17 protein-coding genes are annotated in these 19,106 nt (G+C 58.4%); 10 read left to right on the top strand and 7 right to left on the bottom strand.

The window, feature by feature from the left end:
* Positions 1 to 18: 18 nt before the first annotated feature.
* From KHO53_RS00480 to KHO53_RS00490, 3 genes are all read right to left on the bottom strand, one after another.
* Positions 19 to 456: a hypothetical protein gene (locus KHO53_RS00480; RefSeq protein WP_213569812.1), complete on the bottom strand. Its 438-nt coding sequence runs from the start codon at positions 454 to 456 to the stop codon at positions 19 to 21.
* Complete coding sequence (locus KHO53_RS00485; RefSeq protein WP_213569813.1) at positions 453 to 1,361, bottom strand: NAD synthetase; 909 nt, start codon at positions 1,359 to 1,361, stop codon at positions 453 to 455. Before KHO53_RS00485 ends, KHO53_RS00480 begins: the two co-directional genes overlap by 4 nt.
* Before the next feature lie 187 nt (positions 1,362 to 1,548).
* On the bottom strand, positions 1,549 to 2,814 hold the full coding sequence (locus KHO53_RS00490) for a phospholipase D-like domain-containing protein (RefSeq protein ID WP_213569814.1): 1,266 nt from the start codon (positions 2,812 to 2,814) through the stop codon (positions 1,549 to 1,551).
* A 216-nt stretch (positions 2,815 to 3,030) separates the two neighbouring features.
* On the opposite strand from KHO53_RS00490, the gene KHO53_RS00495 reads away from it, so the two are divergent.
* Together KHO53_RS00495 and KHO53_RS00500 are read left to right on the top strand one after the other, a co-directional pair.
* Positions 3,031 to 3,480 carry a hypothetical protein gene (locus KHO53_RS00495; RefSeq protein ID WP_213569815.1) on the top strand — a complete coding sequence of 150 codons (450 nt, stop codon included), beginning with the start codon at positions 3,031 to 3,033 and terminating at the stop codon, positions 3,478 to 3,480.
* Between the two features lie 104 nt (positions 3,481 to 3,584).
* Positions 3,585 to 6,833, top strand: coding sequence for a DEAD/DEAH box helicase (locus KHO53_RS00500; RefSeq protein ID WP_213569816.1), 3,249 nt, complete (start codon positions 3,585 to 3,587; stop codon positions 6,831 to 6,833).
* Positions 6,834 to 6,895: 62 nt separating this feature from the next.
* Here KHO53_RS00500 and KHO53_RS00505 read toward each other — a convergent pair whose 3' ends face one another.
* Together KHO53_RS00505 and KHO53_RS00510 are read right to left on the bottom strand one after the other, a co-directional pair.
* Entirely contained in the window at positions 6,896 to 7,183 is a 288-nt protein-coding gene (locus KHO53_RS00505) for a DUF3077 domain-containing protein (RefSeq protein WP_213569817.1), read from the bottom strand.
* Positions 7,184 to 7,264: 81 nt separating this feature from the next.
* Positions 7,265 to 7,492: a hypothetical protein gene (locus KHO53_RS00510; protein ID WP_213569818.1), complete on the bottom strand. Its 228-nt coding sequence runs from the start codon at positions 7,490 to 7,492 to the stop codon at positions 7,265 to 7,267.
* A gap of 429 nt (positions 7,493 to 7,921) precedes the next feature.
* Between KHO53_RS00510 and KHO53_RS00515 the strand changes: the two genes are divergently transcribed.
* From KHO53_RS00515 to radC, 8 genes are all read left to right on the top strand, one after another.
* Positions 7,922 to 8,884 carry a bifunctional GNAT family N-acetyltransferase/nucleoside diphosphate kinase regulator gene (locus KHO53_RS00515; RefSeq protein ID WP_213569819.1) on the top strand — a complete coding sequence of 321 codons (963 nt, stop codon included), beginning with the start codon at positions 7,922 to 7,924 and terminating at the stop codon, positions 8,882 to 8,884.
* Between the two features lie 573 nt (positions 8,885 to 9,457).
* Complete coding sequence (locus KHO53_RS00520; RefSeq protein WP_213569820.1) at positions 9,458 to 9,994, top strand: HNH endonuclease; 537 nt, start codon at positions 9,458 to 9,460, stop codon at positions 9,992 to 9,994.
* 415 nt (positions 9,995 to 10,409) lie between these two features.
* A complete protein-coding gene (locus KHO53_RS00525; RefSeq protein ID WP_213570592.1) occupies positions 10,410 to 11,666 on the top strand; it encodes an integrase domain-containing protein in 1,257 nt (418 codons plus the stop codon).
* A 340-nt stretch (positions 11,667 to 12,006) separates the two neighbouring features.
* Positions 12,007 to 12,336 carry a hypothetical protein gene (locus KHO53_RS00530; protein WP_213569821.1) on the top strand — a complete coding sequence of 110 codons (330 nt, stop codon included), beginning with the start codon at positions 12,007 to 12,009 and terminating at the stop codon, positions 12,334 to 12,336.
* A 71-nt stretch (positions 12,337 to 12,407) separates the two neighbouring features.
* Positions 12,408 to 13,376 (top strand): DUF932 domain-containing protein, encoded by a 969-nt coding sequence (locus KHO53_RS00535; RefSeq protein ID WP_213569822.1) that lies wholly within the window; start codon positions 12,408 to 12,410, stop codon positions 13,374 to 13,376.
* Between the two features lie 75 nt (positions 13,377 to 13,451).
* A complete protein-coding gene (locus KHO53_RS00540) occupies positions 13,452 to 14,456 on the top strand; it encodes a YqaJ viral recombinase family nuclease (RefSeq protein WP_213569823.1) in 1,005 nt (334 codons plus the stop codon).
* Between the two features lie 77 nt (positions 14,457 to 14,533).
* On the top strand, positions 14,534 to 15,448 hold the full coding sequence (locus KHO53_RS00545) for a recombination directionality factor (protein ID WP_213569824.1): 915 nt from the start codon (positions 14,534 to 14,536) through the stop codon (positions 15,446 to 15,448).
* Positions 15,449 to 15,499: 51 nt separating this feature from the next.
* A complete protein-coding gene (gene radC / locus KHO53_RS00550) occupies positions 15,500 to 15,997 on the top strand; it encodes a RadC family protein (RefSeq protein ID WP_122048467.1) in 498 nt (165 codons plus the stop codon).
* A 353-nt stretch (positions 15,998 to 16,350) separates the two neighbouring features.
* Here the strand turns inward: radC and KHO53_RS00555 are convergent, their stop codons facing one another.
* Together KHO53_RS00555 and KHO53_RS00560 are read right to left on the bottom strand one after the other, a co-directional pair.
* On the bottom strand, positions 16,351 to 17,100 hold the full coding sequence (locus KHO53_RS00555; protein ID WP_213569825.1) for a hypothetical protein: 750 nt from the start codon (positions 17,098 to 17,100) through the stop codon (positions 16,351 to 16,353).
* Between the two features lie 37 nt (positions 17,101 to 17,137).
* Positions 17,138 to 19,105, bottom strand: a complete 1,968-nt coding sequence (locus KHO53_RS00560) for a GTPase family protein (RefSeq protein ID WP_249684208.1) — start codon at positions 19,103 to 19,105, stop codon at positions 17,138 to 17,140.
* Position 19,106 lies beyond the last annotated feature (1 nt).

The following is a 19,106-nucleotide window of genomic DNA, read 5'->3' on the forward strand; positions in this document are numbered from 1 at the left end:
TGTGGGTGGGGTTCGATTTTATCGTTTGCCAGACACAGACTTGAAGTGATTGCGCCGGATATCCGACAGGGTTTTGCTCATCTCCCGATAACGGCGGCTGTTATACGCCAGCAACGACAACAAGGGGGCGATCACTGAAACCACTGCCAGGAGTGCATCGTGAGAAAAGGGATAGGTCACCACGCCGGTAATCAGGCAAACGAGCAACAGCCCAACCACTGCCCGGTTCCCGGCTGAATAGCCGCGGATTACGACGAATTGGCCGATGCCGAGGGTGAATGAGCCCAGCATGATAAAAGCGACGATGTATCCGGGCTCGGCGGGGTTGCCTGCGAAGATGGTCTCTCCAGCGCGAATGGATGCGCAGGTGAGGGATATAACTGCGAGGAAAAATCCGGTCCACAGCACGGGATAGTATCGACGTATAAAGGCCGGCAATTGATCGATGCTAATCATTCTTCCGTCTCCTCTACCAAACTGAAAGCGATACTTTGAACTGCATTGCTACCTGCAACGCTTATAACGGCGCCTAGTGAATCCCTGATCGAGGCAATGGTCGAGTTCCTGATTTCAGTGGGCGTGTATCGCTTTGGTAATACACCGAGTTTTTGCTGAAGCTTGAGTTGCTTGGCCGTCAATGATGGATGCTTGATGGAGAGAACCTCTTTCATGAGGGCACTGCGTTGCTGTCGGCTTAAAGCCCTGCCGAGATCGAACCAGCTATTTTTTGTAGCAATTTTGCGCACCTGCAGGGATCGGAACACATTGGTTAACGAGGCCGCAGCCCCCAGAAAGGAAATAGCGTCCAAAAGCGGTGTCAACACTTGGTACCAGAGCTGCTCATCGAGCCAATCGTTTCTCTCAGGATGATGGCGCTCCGAATAAACCCTGAACAAGCCGAAACCACACTGGCTAACACCAGCTACTACAGCAGCAGCCCCAATGACAGAAAGTGTGACCCCCACCGGCCCGGTAAAGGGGGCAATCAAACCACCACTTACAATCGCAACAACGCCGAAAATAGCACTCCCGCAGGCAGATCTCGCATTCGCGACTTCCTCCACCATCCGTGCTTGCCGAACATTGTGCTGCAATTCCAGGGCGTACTGCTCAGGCGTCAAATACCGCTTCACCTCCTGCAACACCACCCGCTTGGGCAACACACTGCAAATCGGCCGAAACGCCCGCAACGTCACCACGTTGTAGTCCGCATCGATGTACACCACCCCTGCCCCGACGATCCCGGGGTCGGCGTCGATCGCTGCGAACAACCTCGGCACATTGACCAGGCTCTCAATCCGCTGGCGCGCAAAGTACTGCGACGGGCTCGCGCCAAGCCCGCTCATCCTTGAGTCGTTCATGGGGTCTCCTGAAACGTGAAAGCGCCCGCAAACCCGAAGGTTGCAGGCGCTTGAGCGGCCTAGTTTTAGCAGCTAAAAATCAACGTTTCAGAAGCGTATTTTTGCCGGGTATGTCGTCCTACACACTCAAAACAAGAATAAAAACAATGCCTTGTAGGAAGAAACCATTGAGGCTCTTGTAGACGTATTACCCCGCCGTTGTTTCCACCGGGTCAATCACCCGCAACGCTACGTTTGAGCTCAGTTCGACCAGGCAGAGCAGGTGCGAAGTTCCATCACCGCCGAAGAACTTGTCCGCTCGATCGCCGGTCAGTTTTTCCTGGAACTTGAACGGTGTCGTGATAATCCGCTTGATATCCTCCTTGAAGCTCTCGGTATTGGCGTTGATCCATTCGGCTGCCTTGCGTCGCTCGGCAATCGGCGCTTTGGGCGTGTCTGTGCTTCTGAGCAAGACGGCAGGATCGATATCAAGGTCTTCGGTGTTGTAGCGCATGAACACATGGCACAGCTCCTTACCCTGGTGGTCAGCAACTGCCACACGCAAGTTGTACCCGCCCCTCCTCGCCTTGCACGCCTGCTCGGTTGCATCAACGCCAACCTCCCAGTGCACCTGGCCTCTGATTTCGCCTCGTTCCATATCGATCTGGTTTTCGATGAACGAGTACACCGTTCTGTTCACCCTGACCCAGCCGAGCTTCCCGGCACCGGATATACACAAATAGCGGTGCTGAGGCTTGAGCTCGTGGGGGGCCTTGCCGATGGACCAGCTCAACAGCTCTTCGCCTTTCAACGAATGTTGAAGCTTGGCGTTTTTTTCATCGTAGCGAGAAACGATGGTGCACTTTCTGGGATTGGACTGCGGCCGCTTGGCCAACTCCGAGCGAACCTCGGCATCGATTGCCCGCTCGCCGCGTTGCGCACTTGCGCGCGATTTCTCGGCAGCAATCAAGTCGCGATCCAGTTCTTCGGCCTGCTTGCGCAGCGCATCGTATTTGCCAACCAGCGCCTGCGCAGCATTGTTAACCGACTCCAGAAAGCCCGGCGTCAACAAGGTGGCCTTACGCTCCATCTTCGCCACCAGCGCCTCAACGCCCTTGCTGACCCCGCGAACGCGAACGTTGGTTTCAAGGTTCGCAGTCGCCCCGCCCTCGGTAAAATTCTGGCTGCCCAAGGTCACAAAGCGGTCCTTGGCGACGACCATCTTCGCGTGAAGATTGGGCAGGTAGTAAACCGGGATCTTTTTCTTCAGGAGGGCTTTGATGGCACTGTAACTGGAGGCACCCGACGCAAGCACCTGCACATTGACCAGCGTATAGACCTTGGCACTTTTACCCAGTTGGGCAATCTCCAGCGCTGCCGAACCGGTCAGATAGGGCGAGAAAATCTTCAGATCGACCTTGTCGTTTTGCAGCTGCGTTTTTATCAGCGGCACGATATTGCTAGTGAACTTCAATCGTCGGCATCCTTGTTCGAACCTTTGCCGATAGTACTACATTGCCACTACTGGACGATTAGCCCAAAATCCCGCCCCCAGCACGCCCAAGCCGCCCTACAAGGAAACCGCCATGGCCCAGCCCCTGCTCGATGCCTTCATTGCATGGATGAGCGCCAACCTGGACAACGCCACCTTCACTCATCAGTACCAGAACCGCATGAGTGACAAAGCGCGATGCCCGCGCCAACAGCGGGATGGGTCGAATGCTGGACGCCCAGCCATCGCAAGCCTTTTCACTACCGCGTGACCGGTCAGGGCTTCGAGACCCACGGCAAGAGCATCACCCGCTACCCGCTGCAGGTGGTCAACGATACCCTCAACTACCTGTGGCGGCAGTTCGGCCGCGGGAAGTTCCCCCTGGCCAACAGTGCCGACGGTGTGCCGGCCGGCACCAGCGAAGAAGGCATCGGTACCGCTTACTACCATGCAATCAACCGGCAACAGCGGGTGCCGGAGTCGAGCCGCCTGGCTGCCATCCTTGAGGACCTCGGGGTGATTCAGCTAGTGAGCCGTGGGAAAAAGCACTGGCTGCTGAACCTGGAGTTGCTGGAAGCTAACGATAAAGGCACCCTGGATATCGCGCCGCTGTTGCTGCGCCTGCTTGAAGACCAAGCGCAGGACTGACCTCACGATATGCAACGGTGACCGGCCCCACATGGCCGGTGACCCCGCTGCCCATGCTATTGGCAGCCAGGACAATCGAGCAGCTATTGCTCTCAAGGACGTTGATGAACCAGCAAAGCATTGTGCGGTACTGGCATGCGGTTGAACTGCTGCAACCGCAATCGGTCCCGAAGCTGAAAAAGCGCGACGACGACTATCAGCCTTATTACCACGACATCCCCGCCACGGCCCGGGTACTGCCCTGGATGCCGGCCAGTGTATTGAGCACGCAGACGCTGCCGAAAAAACGCGTCTGGAGCCACACCCTCTATGCTCACCTGTACGACAACCTCGATGTCGCCAAGCAATTGGAAGCGCTCTACGGTGCCGACCAGGGTTACAAGGAGCCGCAGCGCCGCGAGTCGGCTCTGTTTGCGCTGAAGTTCAGTGCCGACGGGGTAATGATTGCCGACAGCCTGGTGCTCTCCAGCGAGGCCTGGTTCGTGGGGTGCGCCATCGCCGGTGAAGACTGGACCCGTGGTTTCGACGACGCCCAGGACCGCGCCCGTGAGCAGGCCAATATGCTGTTGGGTGGCGTGGTAACGGCCGACAGCCTTGAGCGAATGACTGACTATGTACGCCAAAGTCTCGGCCTCGATGGCTTTTTCGGTGACCTGAACCAACGACGCCACCGGTTTCGCTCGGCCCCCATCGACCCGAAGAAACCCGAGCAGGAGGACGATCCGCTCAACAGTTTCCTGCTGGGCGACCTGGCCGATGTGGCCGAGGCAGTAGCCCGGGGCACGATCAGCCAACCGTTGGCGCACTACCTTCAGCAACATGACGCCGGTAACCGCCTGCACCTGGATACTCCACAAGCCTCCCTGGCGCTGATTGATCGCCTGTCCCCTTCCCGCTACGCCCCCGGCTGCTGGCCCGCGGAACGGCACCTGGGTCTGGTGCACTCGCAACAGGTGGCGGTCAACAGCATCTTGCAGACACTGTCTGACGCCTCCGGTGTACTGGGCGTCAATGGCCCGCCTGGCACCGGCAAAACTACCCTGCTGCGCGACCTGATTGCCGCCGTGGTGACTCAGCGCGCCGATGTACTGGCGTCGTTCAACCGGGCCTCTGATGCCTTCGTCAAGGACGGTCGCGAAACGGCCAATGACAGTGGCCGCGAGCGTGCAGCCTACCGGCTGGTGCCTGAGTTGTTCGGCTTCGAAATGGTGGTGGCCTCCTCCAACAACGGTGCAGTCGAGAATGTCACCTTGGAGCTGCCGCAACGCGACAAGATCGACCCCTCGTGGCTGCCCGAAGCGGAGTACTTCAGTCACCTCGGTGAGCTCACCAGTGGCAAGCCGGCATGGGGCATGATTTCTGCCGCGCTGGGCAGCAAAGCCAAACGCACCCAGTTCGTCAAACGCTTCTTTTATGGTGAGCAGCCGGCCAAACCGACAAAGCCCATGGCAGACGCCGCAGCCCAGGTTGACCTTGAGGAGCTCGATGCCCTGGCCCAGGACGAAGACCTTGACAACACTGAGCACGAACAGGCCAACGAAGCGCCTGTGGCCGATGCTGCAGAGCCGGCGCAAGTGCCAAAGGGCTTCCTTGGCTGGTTGATGAGCGCCGCAGTATCGCCCGAGGAACGCCCAAGCACCTGGCAGGCCGCCGTGCAGCAGTACAACGAAGCCAAGCGCAACGAGCAAGCGCTGCGAGCCCGCGCCTGCGCGATCATCGACCTGATCAAGGCAGTGATCAGCGCCAAAACCCGAATCGCCGAGAAGGAACAGCAACGCCTGGGCCACTTGGCCAAACGCCAAGGCCTGGAAAGCGAACAAAGTGCCCAGGAAACCAAGACCCTGACGCCTGCACGGAGCACACTCGAAACCCAGCTCCAGGCCCTGCAAGCCCACCTGAAAACCAAGCCCGGCTTCTGGGCCAACCTATGCAGTTGCTGGGCGTCCCACCGCGCCTGGTCGGCGCAGCAGCGCTTGCTCGACGCCAGCCATGCCCTGGCCAAGGACGCGTTTGACACTGCCCAGCGTCAGGTGCAGCGCCTGGTTGCACAGGTGATGGAAGTGAACAAGCAACTGGCAAGCGACGAGCAAGCGCTTGCCGCCCTCTACCAGCACGCCACCTTGCAGATTGACAACGCCCGACGCCTCGCCGAGGAAGGCCAGGCCGCGCACCTGTTGGCCTGGCTGGACACCGGCGAGATCGGCCGCGGTGATGCCATCGAGCTGCTTGAGCCCTGGGTCCTTGAAAACTGGCGCCAAGCCCGCGCCAAGGTGTTCATCGAAGCCCTGAGCCTGCACCGCACCTTCTTCCAGATCGAAGCCAAACGCCTGACCGCCAACCTGTACTTCATCACCAGCGTACTCACCGGCGGGCGCTACCAGGGCGTGTCGCGCGAGCTCGTGCGTTCAGCCTGGGCTTCGTTGTTCATGGCCGTCCCGGTGCTCAGCAGCACCTTCGCATCCTTTGCCCGCTCGTTCGGCAGCCTCGGTTGCGGCGAGATCGGCTGGTTGCTGGTCGACGAAGCCGGCCAGGCCACTCCGCAAGCCGCCGTCGGCGCCTTGTGGCGCGCACGCCGGGCCGTGCTGGTGGGCGATCCGCTGCAGCTCAAACCGATTGTCACCGTCTCCGACGCGGTGCTGGAACACATGCGCTGTCGCTACCAGGTCGATGCCCATTGGCTGCCCAACCGCCAGTCCGCACAAACCTTGGCAGACCAAGCCACCCACTGGGGCAAAATGGCCGGCCCGCGTGGCCAGAAGTGCTGGGTGGGTTTGCCGCTGGTGGTGCATCGTCGCTGTGACCGGCCGATGTTCACCCTGGCCAACCGCATCGCCTACGACAACGCCATGGTCTACGGCACCCTCGCCCCCTCGGCAGAAAAAGAAACCCGCGCCAGCCTGTTGACCGGCTGGATTCAGGCCAGCGGCCCCTCCTCCGGCAACTGGGTACGCAACGAAGGCATCGCCCTCAAACAGCTGTTGGCCAGCCTCAAGGCCGATGGTGTACCTGAAGACAGCATCGCCGTGATCACCCCCTTCCAGGATGTGCGCCAACGGCTGAGCAGCTTTTTGCCACGCAAAATCGTCTTCGGCACCATCCACACCATGCAAGGCAAGGAAGCCGCGGTGATCATCCTGGTGCTGGGCGGCAACACCGAAAGCCCTGGCGCCCGCGACTGGGCCGTGTCCGAGCCGAACCTGTTGAATGTCGCCGCTACCCGCGCCAAGCGGCGCCTATATGTGATTGGTGATCGCAACGACTGGCAAGGCCGCTCGTTGTTCTGCGATGTGATGCAGCTGTTGCCGACGCAGCAGCAGGTGGTGCTGAGCCCGGCGGGCAATACGACTGTTTGATGAGCGCGAGGGGCCAGCGTGGTGGAGTGCCACGCTGGAGCGCTTCAGCGTTGAGCCACTGACTACTGCTCAGCGCCCATTCCGTGCGCCACATCCTCCACCAGCGCCTTGGCCATCCCGCTGAGGTAATGCGCCGCCCAGACCAACGCAGCGTCGTGCTCGATCCCGGCCTGCAGGGTCAGCCGATGCACGCAGCCCATCAACACGGCCGACTGCTCCAGAGCGAACGCCGCACTGTGGCCGGGTTCGACGCGGAACAGTCTTTGTGTGGAGTGTCCACTTTCGCCGTTACCGAAGGAAGCGATGCCGGCTGTCTTAGAGGTGGTAGCTGGATTCAAATCCTCATCCATTGATAGGTCTCCCTGCTGAAATCGCTAGCCCGCGTTGCTGAGCGGTTTCGTCAGCAACGTGGGCGCCCGCTTATTGGCAGCTCAGTGGCGTGACTGCACCTTGCTCAAGGCCACTTCGACCAGAGCGCGGGCGTGTTCGATTTCGTGCATGGTCGCCAAGGTGAGGACCTGGCCGGGAGGTCTGGGATGGAGCAGGACGGTTTGCTGGGCGATGGTCAGGGCGCAGACCAGGTATTCGGAGGTCTGGACCAGGAGGTCTTCGAGGGATTGGTTGGGGTTGAGGGGTGGGTCGGGGACGATTTTTAACATAGCGAACTCCTTTGCTTTAGGGAGCCGCCACACGCCTGCTGTCAAACAAAAGGTGGCAGCTATACGCGGGTTGACAGACCGGCAAAGCAAAGGAAAACCCGGCGCACACGAAGGTGCCCCACGTACAGCCGCCATAACGCGTGCACATGCGGATTCACTTTGAATTCGGTCTGTCAAAACCGGTCGTTGAATTAGCAACGACTGGCGGAGACTAGAGCGCTGAAGGAACCACTGCAATGGCTTGAAGGCGGTGGGAGTATGATTGGGAAATGGACTACAGGGAATCAGGAAATTCTGAAGAATTTGATGGGGGCGGATGTTCATCAGCAAGGTCATCGAAAAGAACGGCCAAAGCCTGCCAGAGTGCTCAGGCCGTTCGCCATTCACTAATGTTTTGCCATAAAATGGCCGGTTGCCGAAAGAACCGTCATGGCCATAGCCATGAAGGGCTTTCATTCTTTCCAAATAACTGTGGTGAAGATGAACAAGCCTTTCATTTCGCTGTGCCCGGAAATTACTCGGGCACACGCACTGACGCTCATGGATTGGTTGGAAGATGAGCGCGTTACCTGCTACTTGAGCGATTCGCGTCATGTTTCCCGCTCCATCGAGCAAGTTATCGATCGGACCCAATTGCCGATCCTGACCCATCTATTCAACCGGGGCGGCCGATTCTTCATGGCCTACGACCGGCATGATGCCCCGGTGGGCTTTGTCCGTCTCATCAAGACCGGCCCGAATTGCGAGATCGTCCTGGTCATCGGAGACAGCGACAAATGGGGCCGAAACCTTGGCGCCCGCACGATCCGTGAAGGCATGAAACTGGCCTTTCTCGACATGCGCGCCGAGAAGCTCATCGCCAAGATCCACCCCGACAACTCCCGCTCGCTGAAAGCCTTTGTGCGCAGCGGCTTTCTGCTTGAAAGCGAAACGCCGACATTGAAGTCATTTTCCATGACGGCGGCGCGCTATCTGCAGTTCTTGCGCGAAGGTGCCGTGGCCGACTCCACTGAGATCTACATCACCGAAATCGACAAGGCCAGGCTCGAGAGCCTGATCGCGCTCGAGCAAGGCCCGGCGGTTGTTGAACTCGAACATGAACTTGAGCGCGCCATTGTCGTCACGCCGCAGCAGGTGGCGCGCAATGTCGTCACGATGAACTCCAGGGCCTTGCTGCAGCTGGACGACGAAGAGATCGAAGTGGCCCTGGTCTACCCTGAAGACGCGGACAGCAGCGCCGGAAAGTACTCCGTGTGCTCCGACATCGGCGCCGCCATCCTGGGCTATCAGGAGGGGGACGCCATCGACTGGCGAGTTTCTGACCGCACCCGCCGGATCGGGATCAGGAAAGTGCTGTACCAGCCGGAGGCTGCGGGCGATTTCCACCTGTAATTGCGCCTTTAGCTAAGTGCTCCATCAGGCACGAAGATCCCCAACGATTTCCGTGCCTGATGCAGACAGGGTGGACAAGGTCAGGACTTGACCAGAGGACCTACTTCCTGCGCTTAATTTGGTAACAACAAGTAGGACCAATCCTTCATTTTCGTAGGATCTCGCGGTATGGTTGCTGGCGATATGCCAGACCTGTAAGGACGCGAGATGCAATTTTTCTGGGTGAACCTAGGTACAACGCACAAGGAGGCCAGGGCCGGCAATTTTCTCTGGGCCCCACTGAGTTCGCGTACACAAGCCGGCAAGGTACAAACCCGTCGCCACTGGGACAACGTCGGTAAAGTTAAAGCCGGAGACTTGATCTTCTGTTAGCACGACAACTACCTACGTGCGATTGCTAAAGCCGAAGGCGATGCCTATCAAGCCGAACGCCCTCCAACTCGCTCATTCAACGAGTGGAGCAACCAAGGGCACCGAGTCGATATCACCCTCACCGACCTCAAGCACCTCTTACGCAGCGACGACATTGCACCCACCTACCAGGCGCAATTCGATGCCCGCACAGAGCCATCGTTGTTCAACAACAAAGGCAGTGTGAATCAGATCTACATGGCGCAGTTGCCTGCCGATGCTGCGCTATATTTGTTGGAACAAGCCGAGGTTGTTGCTGACTACGAAGACCAGCTCATAGATGCCGGATCGCCAGGAAAAAGCCCTTCCGTTACGACTCGAGAAGCGCTCGTAAAGGCTCGAGTTGGCCAAGGCGCGTTTCGAACAGGGCTGCTCAAACGCTGGGAGAAAAAGTGTGCGTTGACCGGGCTAAAAAATCCCAACCTACTAGTCGCCTCGCACATTCAGGCTTGGGCCTTAGCCGACAACAAAGCCCGGCTGGATACAGACAACGGACTGCTGCTGGCCACCCACATTGATCGACTCTTCGACTGTGGGTTGATTTCTTTTGGTGAGGATGGGCAACTGCTGATCAGCGACGAGTTGGCAGTGGAGGAACACAAGATTTTGGGACTGGACCAGTACACATCGATTCCCACCTTGAGTGAGGGCAATCGCCACTACCTTGAGAAGCACCGCAAGCGATTTAGTTTTGCGTAGGGGGCGTTTTCCAGATCGAGTAAACTCCGCTCCATTGATCTACACGGTCCTTTTTGCCCGCAATCAAAATCAATTGACAAGGCAAAAGATCTGCAACCATAGAATCTCAGGCTTCAAGGGGACAATGGTTGGTTTGCTTAGTATCTCGGACTCAATGTGCTCGACCAGCCCCTGAGGAAACCAATATTGAACAAGGGTGAGACGGGGGTTCAAATCCCCCCGGCTCCACCACATTAACATCTAAAGACGTCCACGGACGTCTTTTTTTGTGCCTGAAAGCCAGAGAATACGCGGCATTCAAGGCCATAGGCGTCCACGGACGTCCATGATCAGCTACGCCTTTTGGCATTCCAAATGGCATTCCAAGCCCGTAGGTGCTAATTTTTGGAATGCCAAAATCAAGTCTGGAATGCCAATGTGCGCACAAGCTACCCGTCTCTCTGAACTCAAAGTCAAATCTGCCAAGCCTGCTGAAAAGGACTACGTCCTATTTGATGGCGGCGGACTTCAAATGCGAGTGAGAAGCAATGGCTCTAAGCTATGGAACTTCAATTACCGACACCCTGTGACGAAGAAGCGGATCAACATGGGACTGGGAACCTTCCCCGAAGTCTCGTTGGCGCAAGCACGCAAAGGTTCCGTTGAAGCGAGGGAAGCACTTGCCCACGGCATCGACCCTAAAGAGAAACGGGATGCTGTGCTGCAAGCTAAACAAGCTGCGACTGAGCACACACTTCAGAATGTGGCGACGTCCTGGTATGAACTGAAGAAGGATGCTGTGACGCCGGCCTACGCTGAGGACATCTGGCGCTCGCTAACATTGCACATATTCCCGGACTTGGGCTCCACACCGATCTCAGCCATCAGCGCACCGCAAGTCATCAATCTGCTCCGACCACTCGAAACCAAGGGTAGCCTTGAAACCGTGAAGCGACTGACGCAGCGGCTCAACGAGATCATGACCTACGGGGTCAACTCGGGACTGATTCACGCGAACCCGCTCAGCGGTATCCGCTCCGTCTTCAAGAAACCGAAAAAGAAAAACATGGCGGCTCTACCCCCCGATGAGCTGAAAGAGCTCATGGTGGCAATCGCCAATGCCAGCATAAAAAGAACAACCCGCTGCCTGATCGAGTGGCAGCTCCACACCATAACCCGGCCAGTCGAGGCAGCAACCACCCGCTGGGCAGATATTGATATCGAGAAGAAGATCTGGACGATTCCTGCGGAGCGCATGAAGAAGCGCCGCGCGCACATTGTCCCGCTCACGGAGCAGGCTCTCGCGCTCCTGGAAGCGATCAAGCCATACAGCGGACATCGGGAATTTGTGTTCCCCGCAGACCGGAACCCCCGCACGCACTGCAACAGTCAGACCGCTAACATGGCGCTAAAGCGCATGGGTTTCGAAGGGCGCTTGGTAAGCCATGGCATGCGCTCTATGGCGAGCACCATCCTCAACGAGCACGGCTGGGATCCTGAATTGATCGAGGTTGCACTTGCCCACGTCGATAAAGACGAGGTACGTAGCGCGTACAACCGAGCAGATTACATAGAACGCAGACGCCCTCTGATGGCGTGGTGGAGCAACCATATTCAGGAAGCTGCTACAGGCAACCTGTCGGTGTCAGCGATCACAGAAAATCAAGATAAAAAAGTCGTCTCGATACGTTGACCCAGCGTCAGTTCCTCGCGAAAGCGGGCTACGGACATTACGTTACCTCACAGGGTTGCCGATGGTGACCCATGTGCTTGGGCTCACCTAGAGCAGTTTTCGCTCATGATTGCCAGCGGCCCAGTTCTTCATAATTTCGTTATCAACCTTACTCGCCCTTCTCAAAGCCTGAGGGACCAATATCCGGTTACGTCAAAAGCGCTAGATTAATCGATATTGGATCCAAAAATATTTCAAACCTATATCACCTCAATGAACGCCCCGCAGTATCGACTGCTGCAGGGGGATTTGGCGTGCCAGTTTCTACCTCGGCACGCTCATCACTTGAGAGGATCTGCACATGTATACCCCTTGCCCAAGCTGTAACTTTGGACGTGTCATCACTAAAAATATCGGTAAACAAGCAGGCGGCTTGATTGGTGCCGCGGGCGGTGCGGCCAGTGGAGCCGCTGGCGCCCTATCGGGTGCTGAAGTCGGTGCGGTGCTTGGTGTTGTCGGCGGGCCGGTAGGAATCGCCATTGGTGGTATTGCTGGGGCTCTTCTCGGTGGGCTGTTTGGCGGAGTGGCAGGCGGGATAGCCGGTGCCACGCTGGGGGAGCAGATCGATGACAAGGTGCTTCACAACTACCAATGCCAGGAGTGCGGTTACAGCTTCAGCGTCAACCACTAAGCCGTCGTTAACACGCGTCGGAGGTTGATGAATGGACGCTCATTCCAACTCATTCGCAAGGAATCATTCCTATGGCTCATCTCATTGAAACCATGGCCTACGCCGGCACTACTCCGTGGCACGGTCTGGGCAATCAACTCCCTCGTAAACAGCCTATCGAGGTCTGGCAACGTGAGGCCGGCATGGACTGGCAGATTCAGGAAAGCACAGTGCACTTCAAGTCGGATACTGCCGGTCACCTTGGCACTATCCACTCCTTCCCGGAACAGAAAGTGCTCTACCGTTCTGACACCAAAGCACCGCTGTCGGTGGTCTCCCAGCGCTACCACACGGTGCAGCCGCGTGAAGTGTTGGAGTTTTATCGCGACCTCACCGAGGCCTCCGGTTACGAGCTGGAAACGGCTGGCGTGCTCAAGGGTGGACGCAAGTTCTGGGCGCTGGCGCGTACCGGGCAAGGCGCGGCACTCAAGGGCAATGACCAGGTGAACGGCTATTTGCTGCTGGCGACATCCTGCGACGGCACCCTGGCCACCACAGCAACGCCGACCACCGTGCGCGTGGTCTGCAACAACACCCTGACCATCGCCCTGGACGGCACCAGCAGGGCGATCAAGGTGCCACACAACACTCGCTTCGATCCCAAGGCGGTGAAGAAGCAACTCGGCATCGCCGTCTCACAATGGGATGAGTTCATGTACCGCATGCGAGCACTGGCTGAACGCAAAGTGCAATGGCATGAGGCACTGGGTTTCTTCATGAACGTGCTGTGCGAAACAACACCGACCGGCGCTCTGCCGGAGGTGCTGCCCAATGAGCGAGCCCTGCGTAAGGTGCAGGAGTTGTACGAAGGGCGTGGTCGTGGCAGTCAGCTCGACTCGGCACGCGGCACCGCCTGGGGCCTGCTCAATGCCGTGACCGAGTATGTTGACCACAAACGCCGTGCTCGCAGCAACGAGTACCGCCTGGACTCGGCCTGGTTTGGTCAGGGGGCGCAGATCAAGCAACGCGCCCTGGATGCCGCGCTGCAACTCGCCGCCTAACTCTCACTCACATCAACCCTTGCGCCCGGTCAGCCTTGTGCTGGTCGGGCGTTTTTATGTCTGCAGGTGAATACGATGAAAGCAACGTCATTGAATGGCAGAACCCGCAAAGCCCGCCCTGCCCTGCGCCTGGTCAGCACCAAAGAGCTGCCCCGCGAAGACTGGCTGCAGATACGCAAGCAGGGCATCGGCAGTTCGGACGCCGCCGCTGCGGTGGGGCTTAATCCGTACAAGTCGCAGCTGGAGCTGTGGCTGGAGAAGACTGGCCGCGATGCCAGCATGCCCAAGGCCGATCCTCAGGATGAGGAAAGCCCGTTGTACTGGGGCAATGTGCTGGAGCCCATCGTGGCCTGGCACTACAGCAAGCGCAGCCAGCACAAGGTTCGACGGATCAACGCGCTGCTACAGCATCCCGATCCGGCGCTGCCCTGGATGCTCGCCAATATCGACCGCGAGGTGATCGGCGCCCCAGAGGTGCAAATCCTCGAATGCAAGACGGCCGGCATAAACGGGGCACGCCTCTGGAAAGAAGGCGTGCCCGAGTACGTGCAATTGCAAGTCATGCACCAGCTCGCGGTCACTGGCAAGCAGGCTGCTGATGTGGCGGTGCTGCTCGGTGGCCACCAACTGGAAATCCATCGCATCGCACGCGACGAGGCATTGATTGCGCGGCTGATTGACCTGGAACGACTGTTCTGGGATTACGTCGTCAGTGACACCCCGCCACCGGCCGATGGCACAGCATCTTCGGAAGCGGCTTTGCGCTGCCTCTACCCCGAGGATAACGGACAAACCCTGGACTTCAGCCAGCACACAGAGCTGGCCAGCACCTTCGTGGAACTCAAGTCTGTTCGCCAGAACATTGCCCAGCAGGAGACACGTGAAGCGCGGCTCAAGCAGGTTCTGCAGCAGGCCATGGGGGAAGCCACCCGTGCAGAGTTTGCCGAGGGCTACATCAGCTGGAAGAGATCCAAGGACAGCATTGGTCTGGATACCGAACAGATGCTCAAAGACAAGCCCTACCTGCAAGCTCGCTACCCCAGGACCAAAGTAGGCACTCGTCGCTTCCTGATCGGCTGAAACAGCCCGCTTACCCTAGCCACCTGGACCGCTCACGTCCCGGTGGCTTTTTTATTTTCAGATCAAGGATAACCGCCATGCTCAAAGGTTTAGCCATCACCCCGCCGGTACTCGGGCGCATTTCTATCGGCAAGGTCGTCGAGAAAAACGGCAAGCGCCAGCCGGAGAAGGACGATCAGTTCACCATCACTTCACAAGTCCAGAGCCGCGACGGCTGGCTGATGCACCCACTCAATGAGGAGCTGCGCAATGGCCAGGACGGCAAGCTGCGCAGCATTCCGATCCGCTTGTTGTTCAACGAACCAGACCTCAACTTTCGTGCGGACTACAGTCTGTTCGACCGTACCACCGGCAGGCCGTTGTGCGTCGGCAATGGTGAAACTTGCAAGCGTTTGACCAAGGACGGCATCCAATCGCTGCCCTGCCCTTCACCCGATGACTGTCCACTAGCCCAAGGCAATGCCTGCAAGCCTTACGGCCGGCTGAACGTGATGATTGGTGATGACGCCCCACTGGGCAGTTTTGTCTTCCGAACCACTGGCTTCAACAGCATCCGCACCCTGGCAGCGCGCCTGCATTACCTGCAAGCCATCTCTGGCAATCGCCTGGCCTGCCTGCCGTTGGAGCTGCGTCTGCGTGGCAAATCCACCCGTCAGAGCCACGGCACGCCGATCTTCTACGTCGATATCACGGTGCGCAGTGGACTGAGTTTAGAGGACGCCCTATTGGCCGCCAAGCAACTGGGGGAAACCCGGCAAGCCTCGGGCTTTGACCAGAGCGCCTTAGATCGCGCAGCCCGGCAGGGTTTTAACAATGGCGCTTTTGAAGACAGCGAGGAAGACACCGGCGCCATTGTCGAGGAGTTCTTCCCTGCTGATGAAACACAGCCCAACAACGCAGAGCCACAACCGACAGTACCCTCAAAGCCCTCACTGGCTCAGAAGCTGGAGGCTCAAGCTACCGTGCACAGCATTAGGCCTTCCGTTAAGTAACGCTCTGCTCAACCTCTCCAGCCTACCCCTCATTCGTACAGGAATGCCGTCATGAAATATCACAAGCTCAAAGCCGGTGAGGCAAGTGGCACCTACGTCATGGAATCACCCGTCACCGAGGCCGACATCCTACGGATGGCACAACAACTGGCCATGAGCCGTTTGTCTAAAGGCCGGGCTTTGACTGAGCCGAAGCAGGTCTTCAGTCACCTGCAAACACTGCTGCAGTACCACGAGCATGAAGTCTTTGCCCTGCTGCTGCTCGACTCCAAACATCGGGTCATAGGTTTTAGAGAACTGTTCAGAGGTACGCTGGATGGGGCTAGCGTGTACCCACGAGAAGTGGTCAAGATCGCCTTGGAGCACAACGCTGCGGCCATAATTATGGTGCACAATCACCCCTCCGGAGACCCAGAACCAAGCCAAGCCGATCGGACCCTGACCACCACCCTCAAGAATGCTCTGAACATGGTCGGCACCCACATATTGGATCATGTGGTGGTTGGCCATGAAGGTTGTGTGTCGTTGGCCGAACGAGGTTACCTGTAACCCCTATAGCTCACACCGTCCGATGGACTGCCCTTGGCTGATGCCAGGGCGACCATCGGGATGGCTTCCTATCGTTTATTTTTTGTCGCAATCCAGCGGCATTCCGCCTGACAACCCTCATCCACCCCAAGAGCACATGGCCGAATATGGAGCAGGTTCAGGCGCTAAGAAGTACACGTTGTAAGCTAACCCCAAGCACGCGATATGATAACTAACCGTAAGGGGCCGGTGAACACACCTTCCGAACCTGCCCCTTACACTTAATGCGGTACTTCCGCATGTACGGATTTGTGCGGGGGGCTGCAGGTAGCTGCCGTCCCTACCGCGACCGATCCAACGCCGTGATCGCTCCGCTAGACCCGGCCCAACAGGTCGTACACTACGTACGCTATCATCGAACCGAAAAACACCCCGATGATGACGGTTAGCTGGCGTACCTTAGCCTGGCTCTGGTCGAGGCGGGTACTGAACACCGCGGCCTGCTGGTGCAAGGCGCCAAGTACCTCGGCTTGGGCGGTGGCAAATGCCTCGCGCAGCGTTTGGCCGTCTTGTTGGGTTTTAGCCATGGCCGATTGTGAGTGCTCGGCAGCGCTCTTCAGGGCGCCGAGCAGTGCTAGCTGCGCAGCCTGGGCGCTTTTTTGCTGCTGTTCAAGGCGCTGGCTGATGCCGGCGACGGCGGTGTTTATGCTCGCGGCCTGCTCAGTATGGGCGGCGCTCGCATGGGTTTGCCACTGTGCCAATATGGCGGCCAAGCTTGCCTGCTGCTTATTAAGCTGCTCGTGCAGACTGGTTACGGTACCCGCCAGCGCGTCGCTCACGAGCCCAGGCATAGCAGCCAACGCCAGTGCTTGCTCAGAGAGGCTGGTGCGAAGGACCTCCAGCGTTTCTTCGTCCCGGTTTTTAGCGTTGCGCTCGTGCTTGTTCAGCACGTCGACAACACCGCTGACGACGGAGTTTTTTGTGTGTTCAATCTCTTCTTTGATGTCGGCCAGCTCACCCTTCAAGCCTTTGACCGACTCATCCAGCGGCTTGAGCGGCTCTTTTAAGATCCTGACCATCAACTCGGCAAGGCTATTTTCTTTTTCCTGGGTTTGGTCGCTCACGATGGGTACTCTAAAAAAACAGTGAATGTTGGCAGGCTCAGGTTGCCGCGGGTCCGCACACCTGCATGAGCTCAGCGTACTGATGGCGCAACGCAACGCAGGACAACAGCCCCAGCAACGCATCGACCGGCTCGACCTCGGCCAGCGCCGTGGTGTAGCGATGGCAAAGCTCAGTGCCGTACTCCTCTTTCAGAAGCCCAACGTAGCGCTCGCAGCGCTCAAGATCATCCTTGGAATCCTGAGCAATACGCTCAAGCTCTGTGGCGTTTTCGGCGATGGCCTGGGTAATAAAGCGGTGGCGTTGCAGTGCGCGCTCAGCTTCCTGTTTGTGCGCAGCGGCCTGGGCCTGAGCGGCCCTGGCGGCTTCAGTAAATGCACGCTCGGTACCCATAAGGGCTTCGAGCCACTGGTTTTTCCATAGACCGACCAACAGCTCCAGGGCCTCGGCGCCGGCCGCACGTACGCGCTTTCGGTCCTTCTGGTAATTGTCAGATGACAGGTAGGTGTCGAACCAATAGCCGTTGAGTACGCCGCGCACCCACCCAAAGGCAGCATCCAGCGCACTGTCGATGGCGCGCGTCGGCGGTTCGTTGAACTGCTTGCGCACCTGCCGCCAAAAGTTGGGAGGGATGCTATTTGGTGAAACCTCCAAGCGCAGGGCTGCCAGTACCCGGCGGTAGTCCCTGATCAACGTGTAAAGGGTTTCACGGTCGTCCTCTACACTACCGGCTTTCGGCCAGTAGTGTTCTTCAGGGTCTTCCTGCAAGGCCTCGGCCGCTGCGTCGATGGCCGCAATGCCTTGCTGGCATGGCTGTGTGCCCATGACGTCGCGTATCTCCTTAAAATGCGCTGTAGATGATGCACTCAGTACTGCCCAGCTTTTTACCTCGGTTTCCGATGCGTCCCGGCGAGTAGCCAGCACATTGAGCGCTTGCTCAACCGCGCAGGTTTTCTGCTGCTGAATGTAGCGCACGCTAATGTGCGCCTGGAGCGTGCCGAGCATGCGCCCCATGGGAGTAGTATTGCTGCGGATCTGTGCCAGCAGCTCATCGCGCAGGCCAGTAATGATGGGCGCCATGCGCTTGTGCAGCAGGGGGTCATCCTTGGCGGTGTTCTGCCAGCTATTGCCGAACTCAAGCGGGAAGAACAACCGCTCCTGCCGCGCCGATTCGCTGAATGCGCCGAAACGTTGTGCCTCGTTTAACAGCCGTTGGCGTACCTGCGCTGTGCCGGCACCGGGGTGCTCGCGCAAAAAGTCCTTCGCCGATTTGGCAAAATACGAGTAGGTGGTCACGATCCGAAACCGGTAGGGCATGGCCTGCCAGTCTTCGATGCCCGGCAGCGCAAGTTCGCCGGCACGCAAAAAGCTTAAGTCATCACCGCGGCCCACCAGCAGAATCAAGTCTGCAAACGGCAAGTAGGTTTTGGCCATCAGATGCACGTGCCGCTGCTCTTGCTCGTTGGACGGTTTGTCTCCCGGAAGGTCGAGCATGCGTACCCCCGGACCTTTAGCGTCGGCCACAAAGCAGCCCCGTGGGATGTGCACTACCCAGGGCGCAGTGCCAGTGTGCAACTGGCCGGCCTCCATGCGCGCACGCAAACCGCCCAGTTCCTCAGCTATGGCCTGGTCACTGGCAAACCACTTAGGCTCGCCCTGGCACCCCAGGCCCCACTGCTCGCTGGCAGAGCGGCAGTACTCCATGGTGGTGGCTGTCGCCGACTGGCCGGCCTCGCGGCCACCGCGTAACACTGTCGATACCCTGGCCATCTGCGTCGGGGCAACCCCCATAAGGTCGAGCAGCAGCGTGGTTTTGCCAACCTGGGTTTTGCCGAACACCACCACGTAAGGCTCGGCCTCAGCCTCCTTGACCTGCAAGCGCTGCTGCACCTGCGGGCTAAGGGTGCTCACCAGCCGGGCATAAGCGCGTAGGGCCCACTGCGGATGCTCTACTCTCAAGCCATGCCAGTGCGCCACAGCCAGGTTGGGCGCGCGCTCAGGCGCCATC

Source organism: Pseudomonas sp. RC2C2, assembly GCF_018390435.1.
In the GTDB taxonomy this organism is placed as follows: domain Bacteria; phylum Pseudomonadota; class Gammaproteobacteria; order Pseudomonadales; family Pseudomonadaceae; genus Aquipseudomonas; species Aquipseudomonas donghuensis.

What these genes read in the sequence shown, in the direction of transcription:
- KHO53_RS00560 (WP_249684208.1), bottom strand. Translation starts at nt 19,105, where the DNA reads ATGGCGCCTGAGCGCGCGCCCAACCTGGCTGTGGCGCACTGGCATGGC.
- KHO53_RS00480 (WP_213569812.1), bottom strand. Translation starts at nt 456, where the DNA reads ATGATTAGCATCGATCAATTGCCGGCCTTTATACGTCGATACTATCCC.
- KHO53_RS00540 (WP_213569823.1), top strand. Translation starts at nt 13,452, where the DNA reads ATGAAAGCAACGTCATTGAATGGCAGAACCCGCAAAGCCCGCCCTGCC.
- KHO53_RS00515 (WP_213569819.1), top strand. Translation starts at nt 7,922, where the DNA reads ATGGCCATAGCCATGAAGGGCTTTCATTCTTTCCAAATAACTGTGGTG.
- KHO53_RS00530 (WP_213569821.1), top strand. Translation starts at nt 12,007, where the DNA reads ATGTATACCCCTTGCCCAAGCTGTAACTTTGGACGTGTCATCACTAAA.
- radC (WP_122048467.1), top strand. Translation starts at nt 15,500, where the DNA reads ATGAAATATCACAAGCTCAAAGCCGGTGAGGCAAGTGGCACCTACGTC.
- KHO53_RS00510 (WP_213569818.1), bottom strand. Translation starts at nt 7,492, where the DNA reads ATGTTAAAAATCGTCCCCGACCCACCCCTCAACCCCAACCAATCCCTC.
- KHO53_RS00495 (WP_213569815.1), top strand. Translation starts at nt 3,031, where the DNA reads ATGCCCGCGCCAACAGCGGGATGGGTCGAATGCTGGACGCCCAGCCAT.
- KHO53_RS00505 (WP_213569817.1), bottom strand. Translation starts at nt 7,183, where the DNA reads ATGGATGAGGATTTGAATCCAGCTACCACCTCTAAGACAGCCGGCATC.
- KHO53_RS00485 (WP_213569813.1), bottom strand. Translation starts at nt 1,361, where the DNA reads ATGAACGACTCAAGGATGAGCGGGCTTGGCGCGAGCCCGTCGCAGTAC.
- KHO53_RS00525 (WP_213570592.1), top strand. Translation starts at nt 10,410, where the DNA reads ATGTGCGCACAAGCTACCCGTCTCTCTGAACTCAAAGTCAAATCTGCC.
- KHO53_RS00500 (WP_213569816.1), top strand. Translation starts at nt 3,585, where the DNA reads ATGAACCAGCAAAGCATTGTGCGGTACTGGCATGCGGTTGAACTGCTG.
- KHO53_RS00535 (WP_213569822.1), top strand. Translation starts at nt 12,408, where the DNA reads ATGGCTCATCTCATTGAAACCATGGCCTACGCCGGCACTACTCCGTGG.
- KHO53_RS00545 (WP_213569824.1), top strand. Translation starts at nt 14,534, where the DNA reads ATGCTCAAAGGTTTAGCCATCACCCCGCCGGTACTCGGGCGCATTTCT.